The organism is Paenibacillus sp. FSL R7-0216, from assembly GCF_037969915.1.
Taxonomy (GTDB): Bacteria; Bacillota; Bacilli; order Paenibacillales; family Paenibacillaceae; genus Fontibacillus; species Fontibacillus rhizolycopersici.
In genome coordinates, this window is the sequence record NZ_CP150222.1 from 1,914,009 (window position 1) to 1,933,679 (window position 19,671).

The 19,671-nt window shown below is 57.3% G+C and carries 17 protein-coding genes; 12 read left to right on the forward strand and 5 right to left on the reverse strand.

Annotated features, from left to right (window positions below):
• Window positions 1-185 precede the first annotated feature (185 nt).
• The 6 genes from MKZ15_RS08500 to MKZ15_RS08525 all read left to right on the forward strand — a co-directional run bounded on the left by MKZ15_RS08500 (window position 186) and on the right by MKZ15_RS08525 (window position 6,358).
• Entirely contained in the window at window positions 186-1,280 is a 1,095-nt protein-coding gene (locus MKZ15_RS08500) for a quinone-dependent dihydroorotate dehydrogenase (protein ID WP_213621894.1), read from the forward strand.
• A gap of 49 nt (window positions 1,281-1,329) precedes the next feature.
• Window positions 1,330-2,145: a GTP pyrophosphokinase family protein gene (locus MKZ15_RS08505; protein WP_193415006.1), complete on the forward strand. Its 816-nt coding sequence runs from the start codon at window positions 1,330-1,332 to the stop codon at window positions 2,143-2,145.
• The gene (locus MKZ15_RS08510; RefSeq protein WP_213621893.1) at window positions 2,135-2,617 is read left to right on the forward strand and encodes a DUF309 domain-containing protein; all 483 of its coding nucleotides are present in this window, start codon (window positions 2,135-2,137) and stop codon (window positions 2,615-2,617) included. Before MKZ15_RS08505 ends, MKZ15_RS08510 begins: the two co-directional genes overlap by 11 nt.
• A gap of 94 nt (window positions 2,618-2,711) precedes the next feature.
• The gene (locus MKZ15_RS08515) at window positions 2,712-4,253 is read left to right on the forward strand and encodes an RsmB/NOP family class I SAM-dependent RNA methyltransferase (protein ID WP_339821201.1); all 1,542 of its coding nucleotides are present in this window, start codon (window positions 2,712-2,714) and stop codon (window positions 4,251-4,253) included.
• Window position 4,254: 1 nt separating this feature from the next.
• A complete protein-coding gene (locus MKZ15_RS08520) occupies window positions 4,255-5,028 on the forward strand; it encodes a pseudouridine synthase (RefSeq protein WP_339821203.1) in 774 nt (257 codons plus the stop codon).
• A 514-nt stretch (window positions 5,029-5,542) separates the two neighbouring features.
• Window positions 5,543-6,358 carry a Cof-type HAD-IIB family hydrolase gene (locus MKZ15_RS08525; RefSeq protein ID WP_155605062.1) on the forward strand — a complete coding sequence of 272 codons (816 nt, stop codon included), beginning with the start codon at window positions 5,543-5,545 and terminating at the stop codon, window positions 6,356-6,358.
• On the opposite strand, the gene MKZ15_RS08530 is transcribed toward MKZ15_RS08525, so the two are convergent.
• The 4 genes from MKZ15_RS08530 to MKZ15_RS08545 form a co-directional block, all read right to left on the reverse strand.
• A complete protein-coding gene (locus MKZ15_RS08530) occupies window positions 6,350-7,633 on the reverse strand; it encodes an MFS transporter (RefSeq protein WP_339821205.1) in 1,284 nt (427 codons plus the stop codon). The two genes, MKZ15_RS08525 and MKZ15_RS08530, sit on opposite strands and share 9 nt — an antisense overlap.
• A gap of 142 nt (window positions 7,634-7,775) precedes the next feature.
• Window positions 7,776-8,360 carry a metalloregulator ArsR/SmtB family transcription factor gene (locus MKZ15_RS08535; RefSeq protein ID WP_155605064.1) on the reverse strand — a complete coding sequence of 195 codons (585 nt, stop codon included), beginning with the start codon at window positions 8,358-8,360 and terminating at the stop codon, window positions 7,776-7,778.
• A 141-nt stretch (window positions 8,361-8,501) separates the two neighbouring features.
• Window positions 8,502-8,597: a sporulation protein YjcZ gene (locus MKZ15_RS08540; RefSeq protein ID WP_193415011.1), complete on the reverse strand. Its 96-nt coding sequence runs from the start codon at window positions 8,595-8,597 to the stop codon at window positions 8,502-8,504.
• Between the two features lie 119 nt (window positions 8,598-8,716).
• Complete coding sequence (locus tag MKZ15_RS08545; RefSeq protein WP_339821208.1) at window positions 8,717-10,150, reverse strand: RsmB/NOP family class I SAM-dependent RNA methyltransferase; 1,434 nt, start codon at window positions 10,148-10,150, stop codon at window positions 8,717-8,719.
• A 166-nt stretch (window positions 10,151-10,316) separates the two neighbouring features.
• Here MKZ15_RS08545 and MKZ15_RS08550 point away from each other — a divergent pair, with 166 nt between their 5' ends.
• The 3 genes from MKZ15_RS08550 to MKZ15_RS08560 are packed head-to-tail and all read left to right on the forward strand — an operon-like array spanning window position 10,317 to window position 16,001.
• Window positions 10,317-11,438 carry a glycosyltransferase family 4 protein gene (locus MKZ15_RS08550; protein WP_155605066.1) on the forward strand — a complete coding sequence of 374 codons (1,122 nt, stop codon included), beginning with the start codon at window positions 10,317-10,319 and terminating at the stop codon, window positions 11,436-11,438.
• Window positions 11,439-11,457: 19 nt separating this feature from the next.
• Complete coding sequence (locus MKZ15_RS08555; protein WP_213621888.1) at window positions 11,458-12,807, forward strand: DNA repair exonuclease; 1,350 nt, start codon at window positions 11,458-11,460, stop codon at window positions 12,805-12,807.
• On the forward strand, window positions 12,804-16,001 hold the full coding sequence (locus MKZ15_RS08560; protein WP_339821210.1) for an AAA family ATPase: 3,198 nt from the start codon (window positions 12,804-12,806) through the stop codon (window positions 15,999-16,001). The genes MKZ15_RS08555 and MKZ15_RS08560 overlap by 4 nt, the downstream gene beginning before the upstream one ends.
• Window positions 16,002-16,045: 44 nt before the next feature.
• Here the strand turns inward: MKZ15_RS08560 and MKZ15_RS08565 are convergent, their stop codons facing one another.
• The gene (locus MKZ15_RS08565) at window positions 16,046-17,092 is read right to left on the reverse strand and encodes a hypothetical protein (protein WP_339821211.1); all 1,047 of its coding nucleotides are present in this window, start codon (window positions 17,090-17,092) and stop codon (window positions 16,046-16,048) included.
• A 1,150-nt stretch (window positions 17,093-18,242) separates the two neighbouring features.
• Here MKZ15_RS08565 and xpt point away from each other — a divergent pair.
• The 3 genes from xpt (at window position 18,243) to MKZ15_RS08580 (ending at window position 19,654) form a co-directional block, all read left to right on the forward strand.
• Entirely contained in the window at window positions 18,243-18,815 is a 573-nt protein-coding gene (gene xpt / locus MKZ15_RS08570; protein ID WP_155605070.1) for a xanthine phosphoribosyltransferase, read from the forward strand.
• A gap of 101 nt (window positions 18,816-18,916) precedes the next feature.
• Window positions 18,917-19,249, forward strand: a complete 333-nt coding sequence (locus MKZ15_RS08575) for a hypothetical protein (protein WP_155605071.1) — start codon at window positions 18,917-18,919, stop codon at window positions 19,247-19,249.
• A 189-nt stretch (window positions 19,250-19,438) separates the two neighbouring features.
• Window positions 19,439-19,654, forward strand: coding sequence for a hypothetical protein (locus MKZ15_RS08580; protein ID WP_339821213.1), 216 nt, complete (start codon window positions 19,439-19,441; stop codon window positions 19,652-19,654).
• Window positions 19,655-19,671: the final 17 nt, after the last annotated feature.

Here is a 19,671-nt window from a genome sequence, read left to right on the forward strand (position 1 = left end):
CTCTCTAACCTAGTCTGAAGCGATAATGGAGGTGCATTCCCCCTTATTGTAACGGCTTTCATCATAAAATTCCATCACCTTGTTGTTATGTTCACGCACCGTTTAACTTTTCTTTTCCAACGGAAAAGGCTAAACTGATAATAGCAAAATCATGCAAAGCATCGGATCGGAGTGAACAGAGAAACGTGTTGTATCGTGCATTGGGAAAACCGGTGTTTTTCCGGATGGATCCGGAGGATGCCCATCATCTCGTTATCAATGGATTACATACTGCCGCTGCTATTCCCGGAATGACATCGATGTTGCGCGGGATGTACGGCGTGCCGGAGGCGCCGGAGCTGGCGACGAACTTATTCGGTATTCATTTTCCTTCCCCGGTGGGGTTAGCCGCCGGTCTTGATAAAAATGCTGACGCGGTGCCAGGTTTTTCCGCGATCGGATTTGGATTTATGGAAGTTGGCACGGTGACGCCGTTGGGCCAACCCGGCAACGATCGTCCCCGGTTGTTCCGGCTGCCTCCCGAGGAGGCGCTGATCAACCGGATGGGGTTCAATAACCGCGGGATGGAGGCGATGGCAGAGCGCTTGCAGGCGCTGAAGCTTCGTCCGATTCCGGTCGCCGTCAATATTGGAAAGAACAAAACAACGCCAAATGAAGAAGCTTTTCGCGATTATGAGAAATGCATTTCGGCATTATACGAATACGCTGATTTTTTCGTCGTAAACATCAGTTCACCAAATACGCCGGACCTGCGTAAATTGCAGCATGGTAACGAGCTGGCAACGCTGTTGACCGCCGTGATCGACCGGATGGCGGAAGAGGCGGAGCGACACGGTAAATCGAAGGCGGTGCTGGTCAAAATTGCGCCAGACGTCAGCTTTGATGAGCTGGAATATATGGTCGATACGATCCAAAACAGTGGTGTTTCGGGTCTTATCGCCACGAATACGACGTTGTCCCGAGAGGGGATCACGCATAAGAACGCCCAGGAAACGGGAGGCCTGAGCGGCAAACCGCTTGGTATGCGATCGACGGAGATCATTTCTCGGGTCTATCGGCAAACGGGCGGGCGATTGCCGATCATTGGCTCGGGCGGAATTTTCACGGCGGACGATGCCTACGCCAAGATCAAGGCAGGTGCCAGCTTGGTTGAAATCTACACCGCGCTGATTTACGAAGGCCCGGAGATTAACCGCAAGCTGCACCGTGGACTGCGGCAACTGCTGCGGCGGGACGGCTATCGCCATATTTCCGAGGCGGTTGGGGCGGACCACCGATAAGCGGCCGGCTGAAGCCAAGCCGGGGGGATAGAAGACAGGAGGCATAAGGATGGACAGTAGAGATTGGGGAACATTTTTGCTTCCATATGAACAAGCCGTTGAGGAGCTAAAGGTCAAATTCAAGACGATGCGCTCCGAACTGAAGAAACTTGAAGAGTATGCGCCAATCGAATTCGTGACCGGAAGGGTCAAGAAAATATCCAGCATTCTAGACAAGGCGAAGCGGTACAACGTGGCTCTGGAGGATCTGGAGACCGGGATTGAAGATATCGCCGGCATCCGGATCATGTGTCAGTTCGTAGAAGATATCCGCCGGGTGGCGGAGTACATTCGGATGCGCAAGGATCTTAAGGTCCTTTACGAGAAGGACTACATTACCAACTATAAAGAAAGCGGGTATCGCAGCTTTCATATGATCGTGGAATATCCGGTGCAAACCGCGCTTGGCCAGAAGCAGGTGCTAGCCGAAATCCAGATTCGCACGCTGGCGATGAATTTCTGGGCTACCATCGAGCATTCGTTGAACTACAAGTATCGCGAGAGCCTGCCCGAGGAGATGCGGGGCCGGCTCAAAAAGGCCGCGGAAGCCGCCTTCGTACTCGATAACGAAATGTCCAGCATCCGCGAGGAGATTTTGGTTGCGCAGAAGAGCTTCGAGGACGACTCCAACATCGTCTCCTCGGTACTTGCGTCGATTCATCAGTTGTATTTTTACCATCTTGTGTCCGAAGCGATTGACGCGCAGGAGCGGTTCAACCGGCTGTGGGAAACGAAGGATTTCGAAGGGATGAAGCTACTGATGGGCGAAGTGAAAGGCCTCATCAAGCAGCACAAAAAAGTAGAGGAGCCCGGGGATGAGCTATGAGCCGCTGTTTGTGGCGTACCTCGTTTACTTCAACCGAGACCGCGATTACTTCGAGTGCCATGAGGTGCTCGAGGAGCTTTGGTTGGCGCGGGGACATGACCCGCTGTACAAAGGGTTGCTTCAGATCGCTGTCGGCTTGTTCCATGCCCGGCGCGGCAATTTGTCCGGGGGGCGGAAAATGCTGCTTTCGGCCTTAGAACAGCTGTCTCCGTATCCGGAACAGTCGCTTGGCATCGACCTTGGCAAGCTGCTGCGGGAGACGGAGGCGTACATCAGAGAGCTAGCAGATGAGGGGAAACGGGATTTTGCCTTTTACGATCTGACGATCCGTTTGTTAGATTCGGAACTGGTCCGCATGGTGGAAGTGGCATCGGAGAACATCGCCCCGAATAATCCGCAGCGGCGTACACCGCAGCGCGGTGAGAAGCATGAGGAAAGGCAGCAAAAGTTGGATCAAAGGAAAGCGCGTTGACAAGGCTGATTTCGGCCCGTCCCCCATTGTAGGGGAGACGGGCGTTTTGCGGTACGAAGCAAAATGACTGAATCGAAGAATGGATGGGACAGGCATGGCGGTACAACCACCAGAAGAATTTTTGGAGCGCATGCAGGAGCTGTTGGGAGAAGAAGAATATGCGGCTTTCCGTGCCTCTTACGACAATCCGCGGTTTGCGGGGGTCCGCGTCAATACGCTAAAAATTGATTCCGAGGCCTTCAGGAAAGCGGTGCCGTTCGAATTGCGGCCGATTCCCTGGTGTCAAACGGGGTACTATGTCGATGAGCAAACGAAGCCGGGCAAACATCCGTATTATCACGCCGGGCTCTACTACATCCAAGAGCCAAGCGCTATGGCGCCGGTGGAGCTGTTGGAGGTGGCGCCCGGGGAGCGAGTGCTCGACCTCTGTGCGGCCCCGGGAGGAAAGTCGACGCAAATCGCGGCCAAGCTGCGCGGAAGCGGCATGCTTGTAACCAATGATATTAACGCGGAACGGACCAAAGCCTTGGCTAAAAATATCGAGCTGTACGGCGTACGTAACGCGGTCGTGCTCGGCGAGACACCGGAGCGAATCGCACGTGCGTTCCCGAATTTTTTCGATAAAATTCTGATCGATGCACCTTGCTCGGGGGAAGGGATGTTCCGGAAAGACGAGGATATGGCCCGGCTATGGGAACCGGAATGGATTCGGAAGTATACCGGCATGCAACGGGATATCTTGAAGTCAGCGGCGGCTCTGTTGGCGCCGGGCGGGAGAATGGTATACTCCACCTGCACGTTTGCGCCGGAAGAGAACGAGGCGACGATCGCGGATTTCCTGTTGGAGCATCCAGAGTTTAAGGTCGTACCGCTCAAGTGGGATCCCCGGATCTCCCCTGGACGTCCGGAGTGGCTGGAATGGCTAGCCAAGCGAGAGGAAGGCCGGATATATCCGGCGAAAGTCGCTGCGCAAACTGCCATGTGCGGCCGACTTTGGCCGCATAAGGTGGAGGGTGAGGGGCATTTTCTCGCCGTGCTGGAGCGACAAGGGGAAGGACAACCCCAGGAGGAAACCATAGGATTGGGTAATTCCCCCTCGGAATGGGAGGGGGAATCCCGCAGTAAACGGGAATCCCGTCAAGGCCACCGGGGCCGCCAGGGAACTGGGCGCGATGCCAAAGGCGTGGACGAGAGGGAGTTGTTAGAGAGCTGGCGGGCTTTTTCCCGGGAGCATCTCAATGAGGCGGAACTACCGGGGGAACCGCTGCTTTTTGGGGGCAACGTCTACCTGTCTCCGCTTACCAAGGAGCGTCTGGACGGGTTGAAGGTTGTCCGGCCTGGCTGGTACGTCGGGAGCGTGAAAAATGGGCGTTTTATACCAGGGCAGCCCTTGGCCACAGCACTGTCTCCATCGGAAGCGGTGAGGGTGCTGGATTTGTCCGCTTCAGACGGCGAGGCAATTCGCTATCTGAAGGGAGAAACCCTGCAGGTGGAAGCGGCGAGGATTCAATGCTCGGAGAACGCTAGCCCCAAAGGATACGTGCTGATCACGGTCGACGGCTATTCGCTGGGTTGGGGCAAATGGCAGGATGGAATGCTGAAGAACGAATATCCCGCCGGGTGGAGGTGGACGTAAGATGAGTGCCGGCAAGAAAACGCAACGGTTGGATAAAATTCTGGGAAATCTCGGTTATGGAACCCGATCGGAAATCAAAAAATACGTCAAACAAGGCCGAGTCGCGATCAACGGAGCGGTCGTTAAGGACAGCGGCATCCAGTGTGATCCTGGAACGGATGTGGTGGAGCTGGATGGGGAGCGGATTTTTTATCGGGAGTTTATCTACTTGATGCTGCATAAACCGCCTGGTGTCATCTCAGCTACGGAGGATCGGCGGGAGAAAACCGTACTCGATTTGCTCCCGATGGATTTTCAAGTATTCTCGCCTTTCCCCGTCGGGCGACTGGACAAAGATACAGAGGGCCTACTGCTGCTGACTAACGATGGTCAGCTGGCCCATGACCTGTTATCCCCCCGCAAGCATGTACCCAAAACGTACGAGGCTGTCGTCCTCGGCCATGTGGGCGATGCGGAAGCCGCGAGCTTCCGGGAGGGCGTGGAGCTCGACGATGGCTACGTCACCTTACCCGCCGAGCTAGAGGTGCTGGAACACGGAGCCGAAGCGGACGGAACCCGCATCTCCCGCATCCAACTGACCATCTCGGAAGGGAAATTCCACCAGGTCAAGCGGATGTTCGAGTCCGTCGGTTCCCGGGTCACATACCTGAAGCGCCTGTCGATGGGGCCTCTCCTTCTCGATGAGTCTCTGCCGCTCGGCGCCTTCCGCGAGCTGACCGACTCCGAGCTGGAGTCGCTGCGCACGTACAAAGGCACTGGAGCTTCAAAAGGGTAACTAGTGATTCGCTCAACAGTGAGCGATTCCCGAAGGGAGAGCGCCGGGTTTGCTGGCATGAAGCCAAGCAGCACGCCGTAGCTCCAACTAACCAGCGGTTTGTGCAACAGTGAGCGATTCCCGAAGGGAGAGCGCCTTAACAGCACGAAGTTGAAGGATATAGGCCGAACGTTGCAGTCACCGCCATGCAGGCGCGCCCGAAGTAGAGCGTGCCCGTAGGGCGACAAGCGGCTTGTAGCACGTTTGCCTGCACAGGTGAGCCGACAGAAGTAGGGATGAGCAGCACGGTTTACCAGGTTGAACGGGAACGCCTAAAGTAAGACGTACCCGAAGGGGGAAAAGCGTTCCACGAGCCAACTTAAGCGAATCCCCGCAGGGGAGAGCGTGCAGGAGCACCTCATGCACTCCCACGTTCCTCCCCTTTGCGGGAGACCAGAGGGCAGCAGGCCCTCGGGCCCCCTCCCTTACGGTAAGGGAGGGATGGGGAGGGTTGAGTCAAGAAAGGAGACCACACATGAAATACAAACTGATCGCATTAGATGTAGACGGCACGCTGCTCACCGACGACCACGTGTTGACCCCGGGAACGATCGAGACGATTCGAGCCATCGCGGGGCAAGGCACGGAGTTCGTGTTATGCACCGGCCGGGCTCCGCGGAGCTCGATTCCCTATATGCGCGAGCTTGGGTTGGAGGGCTATGTGATTAGCCATAACGGGGCAGCCACGGTGGATGTGCGGACCGAGGAGATCGTCCACGAATTCGCGTTGAATCCGCATGGACTTGAGCCGTATATGGAGTACTGCCGAAAGAATCACGTTCATTTTGACGTCAATACCACCTTTGCGCTGTATGTGGAAAATGCGGCAGGGCTCACGAAGGAAGCACTGGACATGTACCACAAATTTCTGATGGAACCGGAAGATATGCCGGGTTGGGCCGATTTCAGCGAACCGATCGTGAAATTCACTGTCGCCGGCGAGATGGATCAGCTGGACCGCGTGTACTCGGATTGGAGCCAATGGACACAGGAATTCAATATGCTGCGCAGCGGCGACTTTTTCATCGATTTAATGCATAAAGAAGCTTCCAAAGGGGCAGCCCTGCAGAAGCTGGCAGAAAAGCGCGGAATCCCTGCCGAAAACGTCATGGCGATCGGCAATTATTATAATGACTTAACGATGCTCACCTATGCCGGGTTAGGCGTAGCTATGGACAATTCTCCGCTGGATGTGAAAGCGGCGGCCAATGCCGTGACCGCCTCAAACAACGAGGAAGGCGTGAGGCAAGCGCTGGTAAAGTATGTTCTAGGAGATGTTCCATCAGGGTGAGAGGGTGGTCTTCTTCTCGGTATCGGACAAGGAGTGCTCAATTGTTCTCGGACGGTGCAGCAGCCAGCCGAGGCTTACACTGAGACCGAGCAAGACGAGAAACAATCCTCCGGCGAGCCCCAAGGTTCTAGGCGTCACCACTTCAAGCAAGAAACCGGCGGCGAGCATGGCGATACCCATCAAGGTGTTTTGCAAGGTGGCCAATCCGCCGAAGAACCGTCCCTGCCATTCGGTTGGAATCAACTGCATCAGAACCGTTTCGTTGCAGGCGTTGCCCACGCTAGTGGTGACTGCCGATAAGGCTAACAGCAAAATGATCAGGAGAAACGAAGGCGATTGGCTGATCATCACTTGGAAAACCCCTTCAATCAACACGGTCAGGACAGCGGCCGTCCGCATATAGCGGGCCATTCTGCCGGTGAGTCCGGAGCCGACCAGCATCCCAGCACCCAGCGCTCCATAGAGTAATCCGATGCCGATATCTCCCATATGGAAAACTTCGGTGGCGTATACGCTAATCAGTACGTTAAATATCCCGTCCCCAATCGGCCAAACGGCGAACGCGATCAACATGATCCGCAAAAAGAAGGATTGAGTGAGCAACCGTCGGAGTACAGCGGTTTGGCGGGGCCCGAGCGTCGGCGCTGGCGTCGGCGTGTATATTAGCTTGCCGGAATTGATCTCTGCGGCTGCCGACCGCTTGGCGGGATCAAGGCGGAGGAGCAGCAAGCCGGAGATCAGGAAGGACAACGCGTTGAGTACGAAAGACACCTGTCCGCCCACTACGGCAGCAAGGATACCCCCCGTGACAGATCCACCGATGAGCACGAAACCGACCATAGCCTGTTCCAGGCTATTCACCGCCAGCAGGTGATCTTGGCGTACAAGCCGGGGGATCAGCGACATGCGGGCTGGGGCGTAAATGGCCTCCCCTGCGGACAAGGCAAACGCGCTGACATAGATGATCCAGATATCCCCAGGATTGCGGACCAGTAGCGGGGTCAGCGCAAAAAACAAACGAATGACATCGGTGAAGATCATGATCGTTTTCTTGGAGAAACGGTCGGCGAGCAGTCCGCCGAGCGGTCCGAAGACGAGGTATGGAAACAGGCGGACCGCAAAGGTGATGCCGACGGCTAGGCCTGAGCCGGTCAGCGATAATAGCAAGCCGAGGACGGCCACTTGGCTGAACCGGTCGCCGATGCCGTTGACCAGTCCGGCTGCAAACAGACGGCGGTAAGAGGGTTCCTGGCGTAGGATTCGTAAGGAATTCATGGGATGAGATCACTCCTTTTCAGAGAAAACAACAGTAGTGTTATAACTATCTAATTAAATGATCATCTAATTTAGTGGGCAAAAAAAGGCAACGAGGCGATAAGCGATGCCTCATTGCTTGACCGGCACAATCCGCTAGCGATTAGGATGAGCTCTTACCCCAAAGCTCCGGCGGGTTCAACTCGTAAATGTCATTTTCGCGGTACATGAAATGGTTCATGATAAACTCGCGGCGAATCGTGGCGTAATCCTCGTGGTAATTCAGAATGTATTCGTTGATTTCTTTCTCTTTATACTTGCGGTGCGGTTCCAACCCCTTGACGAGGCGTTCAAGAACGATCAGCTTTTTCTTGCGTTGGGCCGGCAGATGCTTCAAAGTGCCGTTCTTGTTGAAGAAGTTGTCCAGCACCGCGGCTTTACGCGCCGCTTCTTCGTGTTTGTCCTCGGCCGCTGGGAGCGCCTTGCCGATATTCAGGATCGCTTGAGCCTGAAGGGCAAGGCTTTTTTCGTTCAGATAAAAATAGATCGTATTCTTATCCCGGCGCTCGTACACCAAGTCGGCTTCTCGCAGCTTGGTCATGTGATGCGTGATCGTCGGCGGCGTGACCCCAAGTTTCCCCGCTAGGGCCTGACCATGGAGGGGGCCGTTCTGTAGCAGTGCGATAATGCGGATACGAGTGACATCGCCCACCGCTTTGTGGAAATTGACCAACCGGTCCAGCTGCATTCTGATCCCTCACTAATTCGATATTTGTATAATTAGATGATCGTATTATTCCATGCGCTGGTTTCCTTTGTCAAGGGAGGCAAAAAAAATAGCGGTGGAATCCATGCAGGATTCCAGCCGCTTTTCAGGCATGTCGTGGCATTAAACTAAAAGGGTACGGGAAACGATAACGAGCAAGATGAACAGCACCAAAATAGCTCCCGTTGAAGTGAAGCCTCCTCCGTAGATTTCACCCATTGTTATTCCTCCCTTACATCAGGATAGGTTTCCCGTTGATCACGAGATAGTGTATTGTATGCTGCCTGGGAGGGCGCGGTCTGGACTAATGTCCACATTGGATAGATTGGGCGGGGTGCCTAATGCCGAAGGCCTTTGGGCAGGTGGTTCTTTAACTGTCCGCCGCTGGCTTTGCCCCAGCCCAGCGGGTATTGGCCCTCGCCGCAGGCGAGGGTCACGAGGTGCCAGCCGCGTAACGTTGCTGGCACCTCCAGCGTCTCGCCGCGCAGGAAGGCAGCGGCGAGGGGAGAATCCTCGCCGAGCGTCCATACTCGCGGGGCGGCTTCGGCGGCGTTAAGCGCCACAGCTAGCGCATGAGCGGGCTCGAACCGGCCTTTGCGGACATCGCCGAGGTGCAGCCCGGCGCGTGGGACCTTCAGGCCGGTCAGGTGTTCCGCCGTTAGCGCCAAGCCGTCGCTAGCCGGCAGGAGGTATAGCGCCTCGCCGAACAGAAGCGGGGTGCCTCCGACGGGAAGTGAGAAAGCCGGGAGCTCGTCCGCCGCCCAAGCGCGGAAGCCTTCTAAGGCAGCAGCGGCGCTACGTTCCGCTGGGCCGGAGCGACCCCCACGGGCGGCACGTCCACGATCGCGCACATTGTTGCGTCCGGTGTCTGCGCGTCCGGCACTGCCGGGGTCCATCGTGCCGTCCTTTTCCGCATTATCCCGCTCAATCAGGGCGACGTAATGGCCTTCGCCCTGCTCACGGTGCGGCCAGATTCGTTTCTCGGCGATCAGACGCAGGAAAGGATACGCCGCCAGCAGGCGAGCGATGGTATCCTCGTTCTCTCGGCGATTAAACGTACAGGTAGAGTAGGCAAGGCGGCCACCGGGTTTCAGCATCGCCACGGCGTCCTGCAGGATGTCCCACTGCCGTGCGGCGCATAACTCCACCGAATCCGGCGACCATTCGCGAATCGCCTCGGGATCCTTGCGGAACATGCCCTCGCCCGAGCAAGGAGCGTCCAGCATAATGCGATCGAAGGCGAGCGGAAAGCGGGCCGACAGTGCCGGCGGCGCTGCCTGTGTTACGACGGCGTTCCGGATGCCGAGGCGCTCGACGTTCTCTGCCAGGATTCGCGCCCGCTGCGGATGGATCTCATTGCTGATCAGCAGGCCTTGTCCGGCCATTTTTGCAGCGATTTGGGTCGTTTTTCCCCCGGGGGCGGCGGCCAGATCCAGCACCGTTTGACCGGGCTGCGGATCCAGCAGCTCCACGGCGGACATCGCGGACGGCTCTTGAATATAATAGAGTCCAGCGGCATGGTAGGGATGTTTGCCCGGCCGGGTCGACTCTTCGTAATAATAGCCCGTCCCGCACCAAGGCACCGGACGCAAATCAAATAGCTCCGCGAGCTTGTTTGCTGCCGTAGAAGACGAGTTCATTTTCAGTGTATTCAGTCTCAGTCCGTAGGCGCGAGGGGCGGCATAGCTTGCGAGAAAGGCCTCCGCTTCGGCCGGGCCGAGCATGGCCGTCACCGCTTCCTGATAAGCGGCCGGCAGGGATGGAATGGTCATGATTGCTGCTCCTTCCGAATAAACGGATTATCCGTCACTTCAGCAGTTTATCATATCGCTTTTTATTCTCAAAAGGGGAATGGATGTTCCTTCTTGCCTATGGCATAATGGAAAAAGAAGCGGGTTTTATCGCACAATCGTAAACGACATGCAAAGGAGAACCTCAATGAAACTGCTGCAGGCTTTATTTTTCCCGCCGGAACAACCCGGGGGCGTATCGTCGATGATTCCGTACCTGCAAGACCGGTTTAATCCTCCCCATTGGGAGATGGAATTATTTTCTCTGCCGAAACGGATCCGTTCGAAGGGGAGCGATCCCGTTATTTTTCATACCTTTGATTGGCAGCAGTACGGGGAGAGCCCGATCGTGCAAAAATACGTTCAAACCTATCGCGACTACTTGTGGTGGACGAAGCTTCGGTTGAAGCAGCCTTACGATGTGATCCATGCCCATCATCCGATCGCGGGACTAGCGATGAAGGAAGTGTTTCCGCAAACCCCGGTCATCCAAAGCATTCACTCTAGTTATGAAAAAGAACTCATCTTGAACGGTCGCATCCGGGAGAACGGGCCGGAGCACCGGTTTCTTACTTCGCTGTACCGCGAGCTGGAGCATCGCGCCGACCGGATGTATACCGTTTCGCAATCTTTTGCCGATTACTTGACGCCTTATGTGGACGATGCCGCAGCCATCGGCATTATTCCAAACGGGTTTGACGAGAAACGGTTTAAGCCGATCCCCCATGATAATGAAGTCGCCCAGTTGGTCACCGTCTGCCGCCTCGTGCCTGCCAAAGGGTTGGATACGTTGCTGCAGGCCTGCGCGGAGTTGAAAAGACGCGGACATAACTATGTGCTGCATATCATCGGCGACGGTCCGATCCGCCAAGAGCTGGAGCAACTGGCGCAGCGTCTGGGCATTTATGATGAGACGATATTTTACGGGTACACGCTGCATCCGGAGGAATTCATGCCATTCTTTGATATTTTTGTGCTGCCGTCGCGGGCGGAAGCCTTCGGTTCGGTGTTCGCCGAAGCGGCGCTCTGCAGCCTAGCGCTCGTCGGGACGGAGATCGGCGGGATTGCCGAGCAAATCGAGGACGGCGTGAACGGTCTCCTGGTCCCGCCTGAAGATTCGAAAGCTTTGGCCGTAGCGTTGGAGAAGGTCATCATGGATCCGGATTACCGCTATCAGCTGGCCCGCAGCGGGTCGGAGAAAGCCAAAGCCCAATACTCGTTAAACCGGGTTGTACATGAATTGAAGAAGCTGTACTTGCAATTCAAATAAGGAAAGAGTTGTTGCACGAATGAAAGCCTTTCGTTTTCTTCACGCGGCCGATTTGCATCTGGATACCCCCTTTTCGGGGATGTCCGGCGTGCCGGATCGGCTGCGCGGGTTATTGAGGGAATCCACTTTCGCCGCCTTTGACCGGTTGGTCCGGCTTGCGATTGAGGAAGCCGTCGACTTTGTCGTGATCAGCGGGGATATCTATGATGCTTCGGACTCCTCACTGCGTGCGCAGCTACGCTTGCGCGAAGGCTGGGACAAGCTGGGGGAGCATGGCATCCCGGTCTATATGATTCGGGGGAACCATGATCCCTTATCTGGTAGACGGCTAAGATTGGCGCTGCCTGGGCATGTTTATGAGTTTGGTCCCCGCGCGGAAAGCGTCACCGCAGTAAGGCGGCACGATGGGGAGCCGGTAGCGGTGCTGACCGGGACTTCTTATCCGACTCCGGCAGTACATGATAACCTGGCGTTGCAGTATCGGCGCGAGCCGGGTTCGGTGCTCTATCACATCGGGCTGCTGCATGGAAACGTGGACGGTCAAGAGGGGCATGACGCTTACGCGCCGTGTTCGCTCCGCGATCTAGAGGCCTCGGGTTACGACTATTGGGCGCTGGGTCATATCCATAAGCGGCAGATTCTTTGCGAGTCGCCGTGGGTGGTGTACCCTGGCAACATCCAAGGTCGCAGCCTCAAGGAGACCGGCCCGAAGGGCTGTTATCTTGTAGATGTGGCGGAGAACGGGGAAGCTCGGTTAACGTTTCGGAGACTTGATCAAGTGCTATGGATGGAAAGCCGACTTTCGATTGACGGGTTGACCACCGAAGAAGCTTGGAAGGGAAGCGTAGAAGAATGGCTGGACGAGCTGCGGGAAGCCGAGCCTGGACGAATCACGGTGGCTCGTCTCACGTTCACCGGACGGGGACCGCTGCATACGCTGCTGCAGTCCGGGCCGGAAGCAGCCGAGCTGCTGCAAGAATTGCGGCGCAAGGAAAGCGGACGGCTCGAGGAAGCCGGCTTCGCTGCGGCGGATGCGGGAGGCTTGATGCCAGGGGAAGGGATCGTTTGGCCGGCAGGCTTCAAGCTCGAGACCGGGGTGGAGCTGGATCGCGAGGGCCTAATGGCGGAGGACAGCTTCCTCGGCGAGCTATTTCGACTGGGTGAGCGAACGTCGGCGGAACCCGAATATGTGGATGAACTAGTTCGTGCTGCGCTGGCACCGCTCTCGGACAATCGTCAACTGCGGCGGCTGCTGCAGGAGCAGGATCCGGAGGCCAAGCAGGACCTGCTGCGACGGGCTGAAGAACTGGCGGCTGCCCTGCTGAACGAGGATACGCCGTTTCCGCGAGAAGGGAGAGGGGCTTCATGAAGCTGGAACGCATGCAGGTCAGCGGCTTTGGTCGCCTGAACGGACTGGACGTAGAGCTTCCCGGTCAAGTGACGGTGTTGTACGGTCCCAACGAGGCGGGAAAAAGCACGCTGCTCGGTTTCGTTCGAGCGTTGTTGTTTGGCATTCCTTCTCGGGCATTGGCCGCCGAGCGTTATGAGCCGCTTCGGGGCGGAGCGCATGGCGGGGCGTTGACGGTCCTTGGCGATGACGGGGCCCGTTGGCTGATCGAGCGTTACGCGCAGCCGCCGGAGGGTCGGAATTTACCCGGTACACGCGGGGATCGGCTGCGGATCACGCGCAGCGATGCGAACGGGGAAGTGCGGGAAGCGACGCAGGAGGAGATGCAGCGAGAACTGCTCGGAGGCATGTCGAAAGCGATGTTCAAGCAGCTGTTTGCCGTGTCGTTGACCGAGCTGCAGGAAGTGGGAGCTTTGCAGTCGGAGGAGCTCAGCCGATACCTATTTCACGCGGGTATCGGCGGTGGGGCTGCGGTGCTGCGCGGGGAGAAAAGACTAGTCCAGGACATGGACAAACTCTATCGGCCGCGCGGACGGACGCAGGAAATCGCCCAGCTCCTTCAAACGGTAGAGCGATTGGAGCGCGAGGCCGAGGCCGCTAAAGCGTTGCTACCGCGGTACAACGACGTGCTGGAGGAGCTGGAGCGGCTGGCGGCGCAGCTGGCGGAAGCCGAAGCAGCCCGCACGGCGAGGGGCCGGGAAACCGCCCGCCTGCAGAAGGCGGCGGCCAGCCGGGCCGATTGGTTGAAGCGCGAGGCCATCCGCGCGGAGCTGGCGGCGCTGCCGCCGGTCGCCCGCTTCCCCGCGCAGGGGGCGGCGCGCTGGCAGGCGCTGCAAGCGGAGCGTGAGCGCCTGGCGCTGGAGCGCGGCGAATGGGCCCGGCGGCGGGAGGCGCTGCAGGCGGAGCTGGCGCGGCACCGCCCGGATGCGGCGGTGCTGGCGCAGGAGCCGGCGCTGCGGCAGCTGGCCGGCCGCCTGCCGGGCTACGAGGCCCGGCAGGGCGAGCTTGCGGAGCTGGCGGCGGAAGCGCTCCAGCTCGAGCGGCGGCTGGCCGAGTGCCTGCGCAGCATTAATCCGGCATGGGGCGCGGAGGAACTGCGCGCTTTTGCCGGAACGGTGGGCGAACGGGAGAGCGTTCGCCGGTTTGCGGCGCGGTTTGCCGCGTACGACAAGGAGATGGAGCTGCTGCGGAGCGAGCGCTCCAAGCTGGAACGAGCTGCGGCAACCGCGGAGAAGACCGGCGCGGCGGCGGTCGCCCGGGTTGAGGCCAGCGCCGCGGAGGGGCGGCGGCAGTTCGCCATGCTCGTCCCGCAGCAGCCGGACGAAATCCGCGCGCTCTGGAGCGAGCTGCGCGGCGAGATGGACCGCTGGCGGGAGGGCGCGGGCCGGCAGGCATCCGAGCAACGAGCGGCGGACGCCAGGGCGCTGGCCGCAGAACAGATGCGGGCGCTGTACCGCAAGCTGCTCGCCGGGAGCGGCGTGCTGACGATGGCGTTGCCCGTCATTCTGTGGCTCACGGCGGAGGCGCCGTGGGGCGCCGTGGCCGCGGCAGCCGCGCTGCTCGGCCTGGACGCCGCCCTGGCGCTGGCCGCCTTCCGCAGCGCGCCGCCTGCCGGCGAGCGGCGGCTGCGCCGCGGTTCGGCCGCGCTCGGCGCCGGAGACGACGCCGGCCCGGAAGCGCGCCTTAGCGCGCTGCTGTCCCGGCTCGTCCGCCATCCGCAAAGCGCCGCGGCCGCTTCCCGGTCGCGCAGCGGGGCCGCCCCTTCGTCCGGTCCGATGGACTGGGACGAAGAGGAGCGGCAGCTGCGCCGGCTGATGGAGGCGTGGCTGCTGTGGGATCAGCGCCACGCCGCGTTGGAGGGCCAGGCGGACGTCGCCCTCCAACAGGCATCCGCAGTCCAGGACGAGCTTGCGGCTACCCAGCGCGAGTTGTCCCGGCGCGAAGCGGACTTTGACGAGCTGGCGAGAGAGTGGGAGGCCTGGTTGGTCGAGCGGAGATTGTCCGCTGATCTATCCCCGGAGGCAGCGTCGGACGTGTTCCGCTTGGCGGAGCAAGGGCGGGACGGGTTAACCCGGTTCGATGGACTGACGGCCAAGATGGCGGCCTTGCGGCAGGAAAACGAGCAGTTTGAGCAGGAATGCTTGGCTTATGGAAGCGAAGGGAAACCTGATCAGGCAGTTACGGTTCTGCGGGAAGCATTGGCCCGGCTGAACGGCGCCATCGAAGAGAAAAGCCGACTGGACCAGCTATCCGCCAAGCTGCAACCGCTGGAGGAAGAGGGGCAGCGCTTGGACGATCGTTTGTACCAGGTGCTTGAATCGGAGCAAGCTCTGCTCGCCGAAGCCGGCGCTGGAGACGGCGAGGAACTGCTGCGCCTGGACGCGGCTCGGGAACGGCGAGATGCTTTGGAACGCGATCTGCGTCAATTGGAATTGATGTTGTTCGCTGGACTTGACGAAGCCAAGCAAGCCGAGCTGGAGCGGCTTTTGCAAACGATGGAGGAATTAGAGCTCCGGCAGCAGTTGGAGATGTCGGAGCAGGATTTGCAGCAAGCGGAAGTGTTGCTGGGGCAACTGCAGGAGAAGCGAGGACGTCTGCTGCAGGAGCAGGAAAATTTAGCAGCCCGCTGCCGGCGGGACGATCTCGTACAGCAGTTGGAGGAACAGCGGGCAGCCCTTAGCGACCGTCTCGATCAGTATGCGGTCATGGCCGTTTGCCATGAGCTGATCGGCCGTGCGCGCCGGGTATATGAAGAAGAGCGACAGCCAGCGGTGCTTCAGGCGGCTTCGGGGTACTTTGCGGAAATGACCGGCGGCACTTACCGGCGCATCGTCATGAAAATGGGCACCCAGGAGCTGATGGCCGAGCATACGGAACTTGGGCCGCTCGAGAGCACGCTCCTCAGCCGGGGAACGGCGGAACAACTGTACCTGGCGATGCGGCTGGCCTTGTCCGAAGCCGTGTCGGGGCAAGGCTCGCTGCCATTATTGCTGGACGATCTGTTCGTTAACTTTGACGAAGGCCGCCTTGAAGGGGCCTTGTCGGTACTGCGTAAGGTTGCCGATCGCCAGCAGATTATGATGATGACTTGCCACGAGCATGTTGTCCGGCGAGTTCAAACGCTGCTACCGGCTGCGAACATCGTGCGGATGTAGGAGATACACACAGGGAGCCGCGGTTGCCAGAAGACCCTCGGGGCTTAGCCTCTGGGGGTTTCTTTTTGCCGATATAAGCCCAGCATCAGCGCCCATAACAAACTGAACAAGCCAAACACAGGATACAGCACGGACAGTAGGGAACTAAAGCCGAACTGGCTGGTGATATAACAGATAAACAAAATCGTGACCGAAATCAGCATGGGGGGCACCTTGATCCGCTGCTGCAGCTGGAGGGTCACGCCATAAACATCGGCGACGAAGGTACTGAAGATTTCCATGAAAATAAGCAGGACATAGATCAGCTGGATGGTTGTCCCGAGCTGCTGAGCGATGCTGCCCATCGGGATTTCATACTGTACGATCCCCGGCATGTAGGCCGACAAAGCAAAATGACCGGCCATTAACATAAAACCAACCCCCAGACCGCCGAGAACGCCGCCCAGAACAATGACGCGACGGCTTTCGGTGTGGCTGCCGATGGGCACGAGCACTGCTTGGGCCATCGACAGGTTGAACGCGGCATACATCAACGGCGCCGTCCAGGCGGCGATCAGCGCGGAGTCGGTCTCCATCGTCAGAAAACGGGTTGCTCCCGGGGTACCGGCGGTATTTGATATGATCGCAAGTGACAGGATTAACATCATCGGCACAACGATGGAGTTCAGCTGCAGCACCCCGTTTATCCCTCGTCCCAACAGTAAATAGGTGAAAATCAGGGTGATCCATAGGCCTGTCTGATAATGAAGCCCCAAATGCTCCATAAAGACGGAGCCGGCACCCGCGAGCATCACGCTGTTAACGCCGATCAACACGATCAAAGTGAATAAACTCAACGCCCGGCCAATCCTTTCGCCGAAGAGACGGCGGTTCAGGTCCTCGTAGGAAGCGGCTTTGATGTCGCGGGCGAGCAGCATCATTTTAGTTCCGAGCCATACGAACAGCACTGTCGACAATAGGATCGTCAAGACGCCCCATTTGCCGTACCGGGTGAAAAACTGGAGAATTTCCTGTCCCGTCGCAAAACCGGCGCCAACGACGGTGCCGATATAGGTAAAAGCGATCTGCAGAACTTTTACGGCATTTTTCATGGTTTTCCCCCCGGTTCTTGTGCTATATATAGTACAGGGTATGTTGTCCAACAACGGGACATGACTTAAACCTAATAATGAGGTCGTCCAAAAAGTCGTCATTCGATCACGAAGTGGAATCATGGAGCTAACTCGACGTCGAATCTTGAATTCAGCCGGGCCTTCCGTTGCTCACGTAGGTCTGCCTACGCTCCGCTACTCAGTCCCTGGCTTCATCCAACCTTCTCGATGCTCGAAAGCCACCTTTTTGGACCTCTATTGAACCGGTCGTCCCAAAAGTCGTCTTTCGATCACGAAGTGGAATCATGGAGCTAACTCGGCGTCGAATCTTGAATTCAGCCGGGCCTTCCGTTGCTCACGTAGGTCTGCCTACGCTCTGCTACTCGGTCCCTAGCTTCATCCAACCTTCTCGATGCTCGAAAACCGCCTTTTTGGACCTTTATTGAACCGGTCGTCCAAAAAGTCGTCTTTCGATCACGAAGTGGAATCATGGAGCTAACTCGGCGTCGAATCATGAATTCAGCCGGGCCTTCCGTTGCTCACGTAGGTCTGCCTACGCTCTGCTACTCGGTCCCTAGCTTCATCCAACCTTCTCGATGCTCGAAAGCCACCTTTTTGGACCTTTATTGAACCGGTCGTCCAAAAAGTCGTCTTTCGATCACGAAGTGGAATCATGGAGTTAACTCGACGTCGAATCTTGAATTCAGCCGGGCCTTCCGTTGCTCACGTAGGTCTGCCTACGCTCCGCTACTCAGTCCCTGGCTTCATCCAACCTTCTCGATGCTCGAAAACCGCCTTTTTGGACCTTTATTGAACCGGTCGTCCCAAAAGTCGTCTTTCGATCACGAAGTGGAATCATGGAGTTCGTCAACCTAACGGAACCCAGAGACGTTATTGACCGGAGAATAGGCGGATTCACATGCTAACGGAACGAGGAGATCCTATTTGGGGGATTTCTTGCTCGTTGACCGTTAAAATGGCCTAATAAGGTCTCTGTGTTCCGTTACAGCGGGAAATATCCGGGAAATGTGCAAATAAGGGCGTTACGTTCCGTTACGCTCCGCTCCGCCGCATGTTTACCCAAACCTCAGGAACACTTGAAACAGACTATTGAACGGAAATATTGATCTTGATCTGTGGAGGAAATCACATGGAGTTATTAAAACAAAAGATCGTAGAGCAAGGGGTTATCGTCTCAGACCAAGTGCTGAAGCTTGACGGATTGCTTAACCATCAGGTCGATCCGCAGCTGACGATGCAGATGGGCAAGGAATTCGCCAAACGGTTTGGCGATCAAGGGGTTACCCGCGTCATCACCGTCGAGTCGTCGGGGATCGCCGTGGCGTTCGCCACCGCTTATGAGCTGGGTGTGCCGCTCGTGTTCGCGCGGCGGAAGAAGACGTTGCTTGCCGAGCCGGACATGCTTTGCGAGCGGGTGCCCTCGTTTACGAAAGGCATCGTCACGGATATTCTGGTATCGCGTGATTTCCTTGGGGAGAAGGATCGAGTGCTGTTTATCGACGATATTATCGCCAATGGTGACGCCGCTCGGGGATTGATCCGAATCATCGCCCGATCCGGCGCGGAACTGGTGGGAGCGGGAATCGTCATCGAGAAATGCTTTCAACCCGGCGCTCAAGCGATTCGCGAGCAAGGCATTCGGCTTGAAACACTGGCGCGTATCGCATCTCTGGAAGGCGGCCGGATTACATTCGTTGACTAGGACAAACGAATGAAGAAAAACCAGCCAAATTTCGGTTAATCCTTTGCAGGCCCCCTTTTTTTCGCTATAATGAGGATTACTAGGGAGAGGAGGCTTAAAGAATGGGGAAAGAATTGGCAGTAGACGCGGAGTTTTTTCTTTCGAAATTGTCCGAAGCGAAGGTTACTTTTGAACGTGCCCTGGATTGCAAACATACCGAGTTTGATGACCTTTATCCCTATATGCTTGAACATCCTCAGTTTTTCTGGTACAAACGCTATGTAGCATGGTCGCAATTGTTGACGATAGCCGGGCTGTGCCAAGAGCTTGATGTGCCCTGGAAGGAAGAGTTCAGTCCGCAACAGGTAGGGTATTTGGAACAGAGAGTCATGTCGGCGAAAGTGCTTGATTTCTGGTTCGAAACGAATGACAGCCGAGAACATGCTTCTCGATAAGAGGGAACTGTACGGTTTCCGTATGCGGCCAGACCTAGATCCGGTACCGCACCGGTTGCTTTAGGCATCCAAAAGTCATCACAAAGTCCCGCTGGTTCGCCGGCGGGGCTTTTTTTGCACGGAGCAGGCTCATAATGGACCTAACCCCCAACTATTGTATAATGAAATCCAGGAGGTGGACGTATTCGTATGATTTCAGACGAAACATTGGACCAATACCGGCTGTCCGGAGAAAAGGTTCGCGTCGTACGCGACGGTATTCCGGAGAACGACGTGCGGGGGATTGTAGTGGCTTGGGACGACACGCAGGTGTTGATCCGCAAACCGAACCGCAACGTGGTCAAGCTCGATCGTAATTACATTTACCAGCCTGCGAAGGAGCCACGGATTTCGCCGGTGGATTAAGCATATTTTTGACCGGG

Bases quoted from the DNA above. Each gene is read 5' to 3' on its own strand.
- MKZ15_RS08565 (WP_339821211.1), bottom strand. From the start codon at position 17,092: ATGAAAAATGCCGTAAAAGTTCTGCAGATCGCTTTTACCTATATCGGC.
- MKZ15_RS08530 (WP_339821205.1), bottom strand. From the start codon at position 7,633: ATGAATTCCTTACGAATCCTACGCCAGGAACCCTCTTACCGCCGTCTG.
- MKZ15_RS08545 (WP_339821208.1), bottom strand. From the start codon at position 10,150: ATGACCATTCCATCCCTGCCGGCCGCTTATCAGGAAGCGGTGACGGCC.
- MKZ15_RS08540 (WP_193415011.1), bottom strand. From the start codon at position 8,597: ATGGGTGAAATCTACGGAGGAGGCTTCACTTCAACGGGAGCTATTTTG.
- MKZ15_RS08510 (WP_213621893.1), top strand. From the start codon at position 2,135: ATGAGCTATGAGCCGCTGTTTGTGGCGTACCTCGTTTACTTCAACCGA.
- MKZ15_RS08575 (WP_155605071.1), top strand. From the start codon at position 18,917: ATGGGGAAAGAATTGGCAGTAGACGCGGAGTTTTTTCTTTCGAAATTG.
- MKZ15_RS08505 (WP_193415006.1), top strand. From the start codon at position 1,330: ATGGACAGTAGAGATTGGGGAACATTTTTGCTTCCATATGAACAAGCC.
- MKZ15_RS08535 (WP_155605064.1), bottom strand. From the start codon at position 8,360: ATGCAGCTGGACCGGTTGGTCAATTTCCACAAAGCGGTGGGCGATGTC.
- MKZ15_RS08580 (WP_339821213.1), top strand. From the start codon at position 19,439: ATGATTTCAGACGAAACATTGGACCAATACCGGCTGTCCGGAGAAAAG.
- MKZ15_RS08515 (WP_339821201.1), top strand. From the start codon at position 2,712: ATGGCGGTACAACCACCAGAAGAATTTTTGGAGCGCATGCAGGAGCTG.
- xpt (WP_155605070.1), top strand. From the start codon at position 18,243: ATGGAGTTATTAAAACAAAAGATCGTAGAGCAAGGGGTTATCGTCTCA.
- MKZ15_RS08520 (WP_339821203.1), top strand. From the start codon at position 4,255: ATGAGTGCCGGCAAGAAAACGCAACGGTTGGATAAAATTCTGGGAAAT.
- MKZ15_RS08550 (WP_155605066.1), top strand. From the start codon at position 10,317: ATGAAACTGCTGCAGGCTTTATTTTTCCCGCCGGAACAACCCGGGGGC.
- MKZ15_RS08555 (WP_213621888.1), top strand. From the start codon at position 11,458: ATGAAAGCCTTTCGTTTTCTTCACGCGGCCGATTTGCATCTGGATACC.
- MKZ15_RS08560 (WP_339821210.1), top strand. From the start codon at position 12,804: ATGAAGCTGGAACGCATGCAGGTCAGCGGCTTTGGTCGCCTGAACGGA.
- MKZ15_RS08525 (WP_155605062.1), top strand. From the start codon at position 5,543: ATGAAATACAAACTGATCGCATTAGATGTAGACGGCACGCTGCTCACC.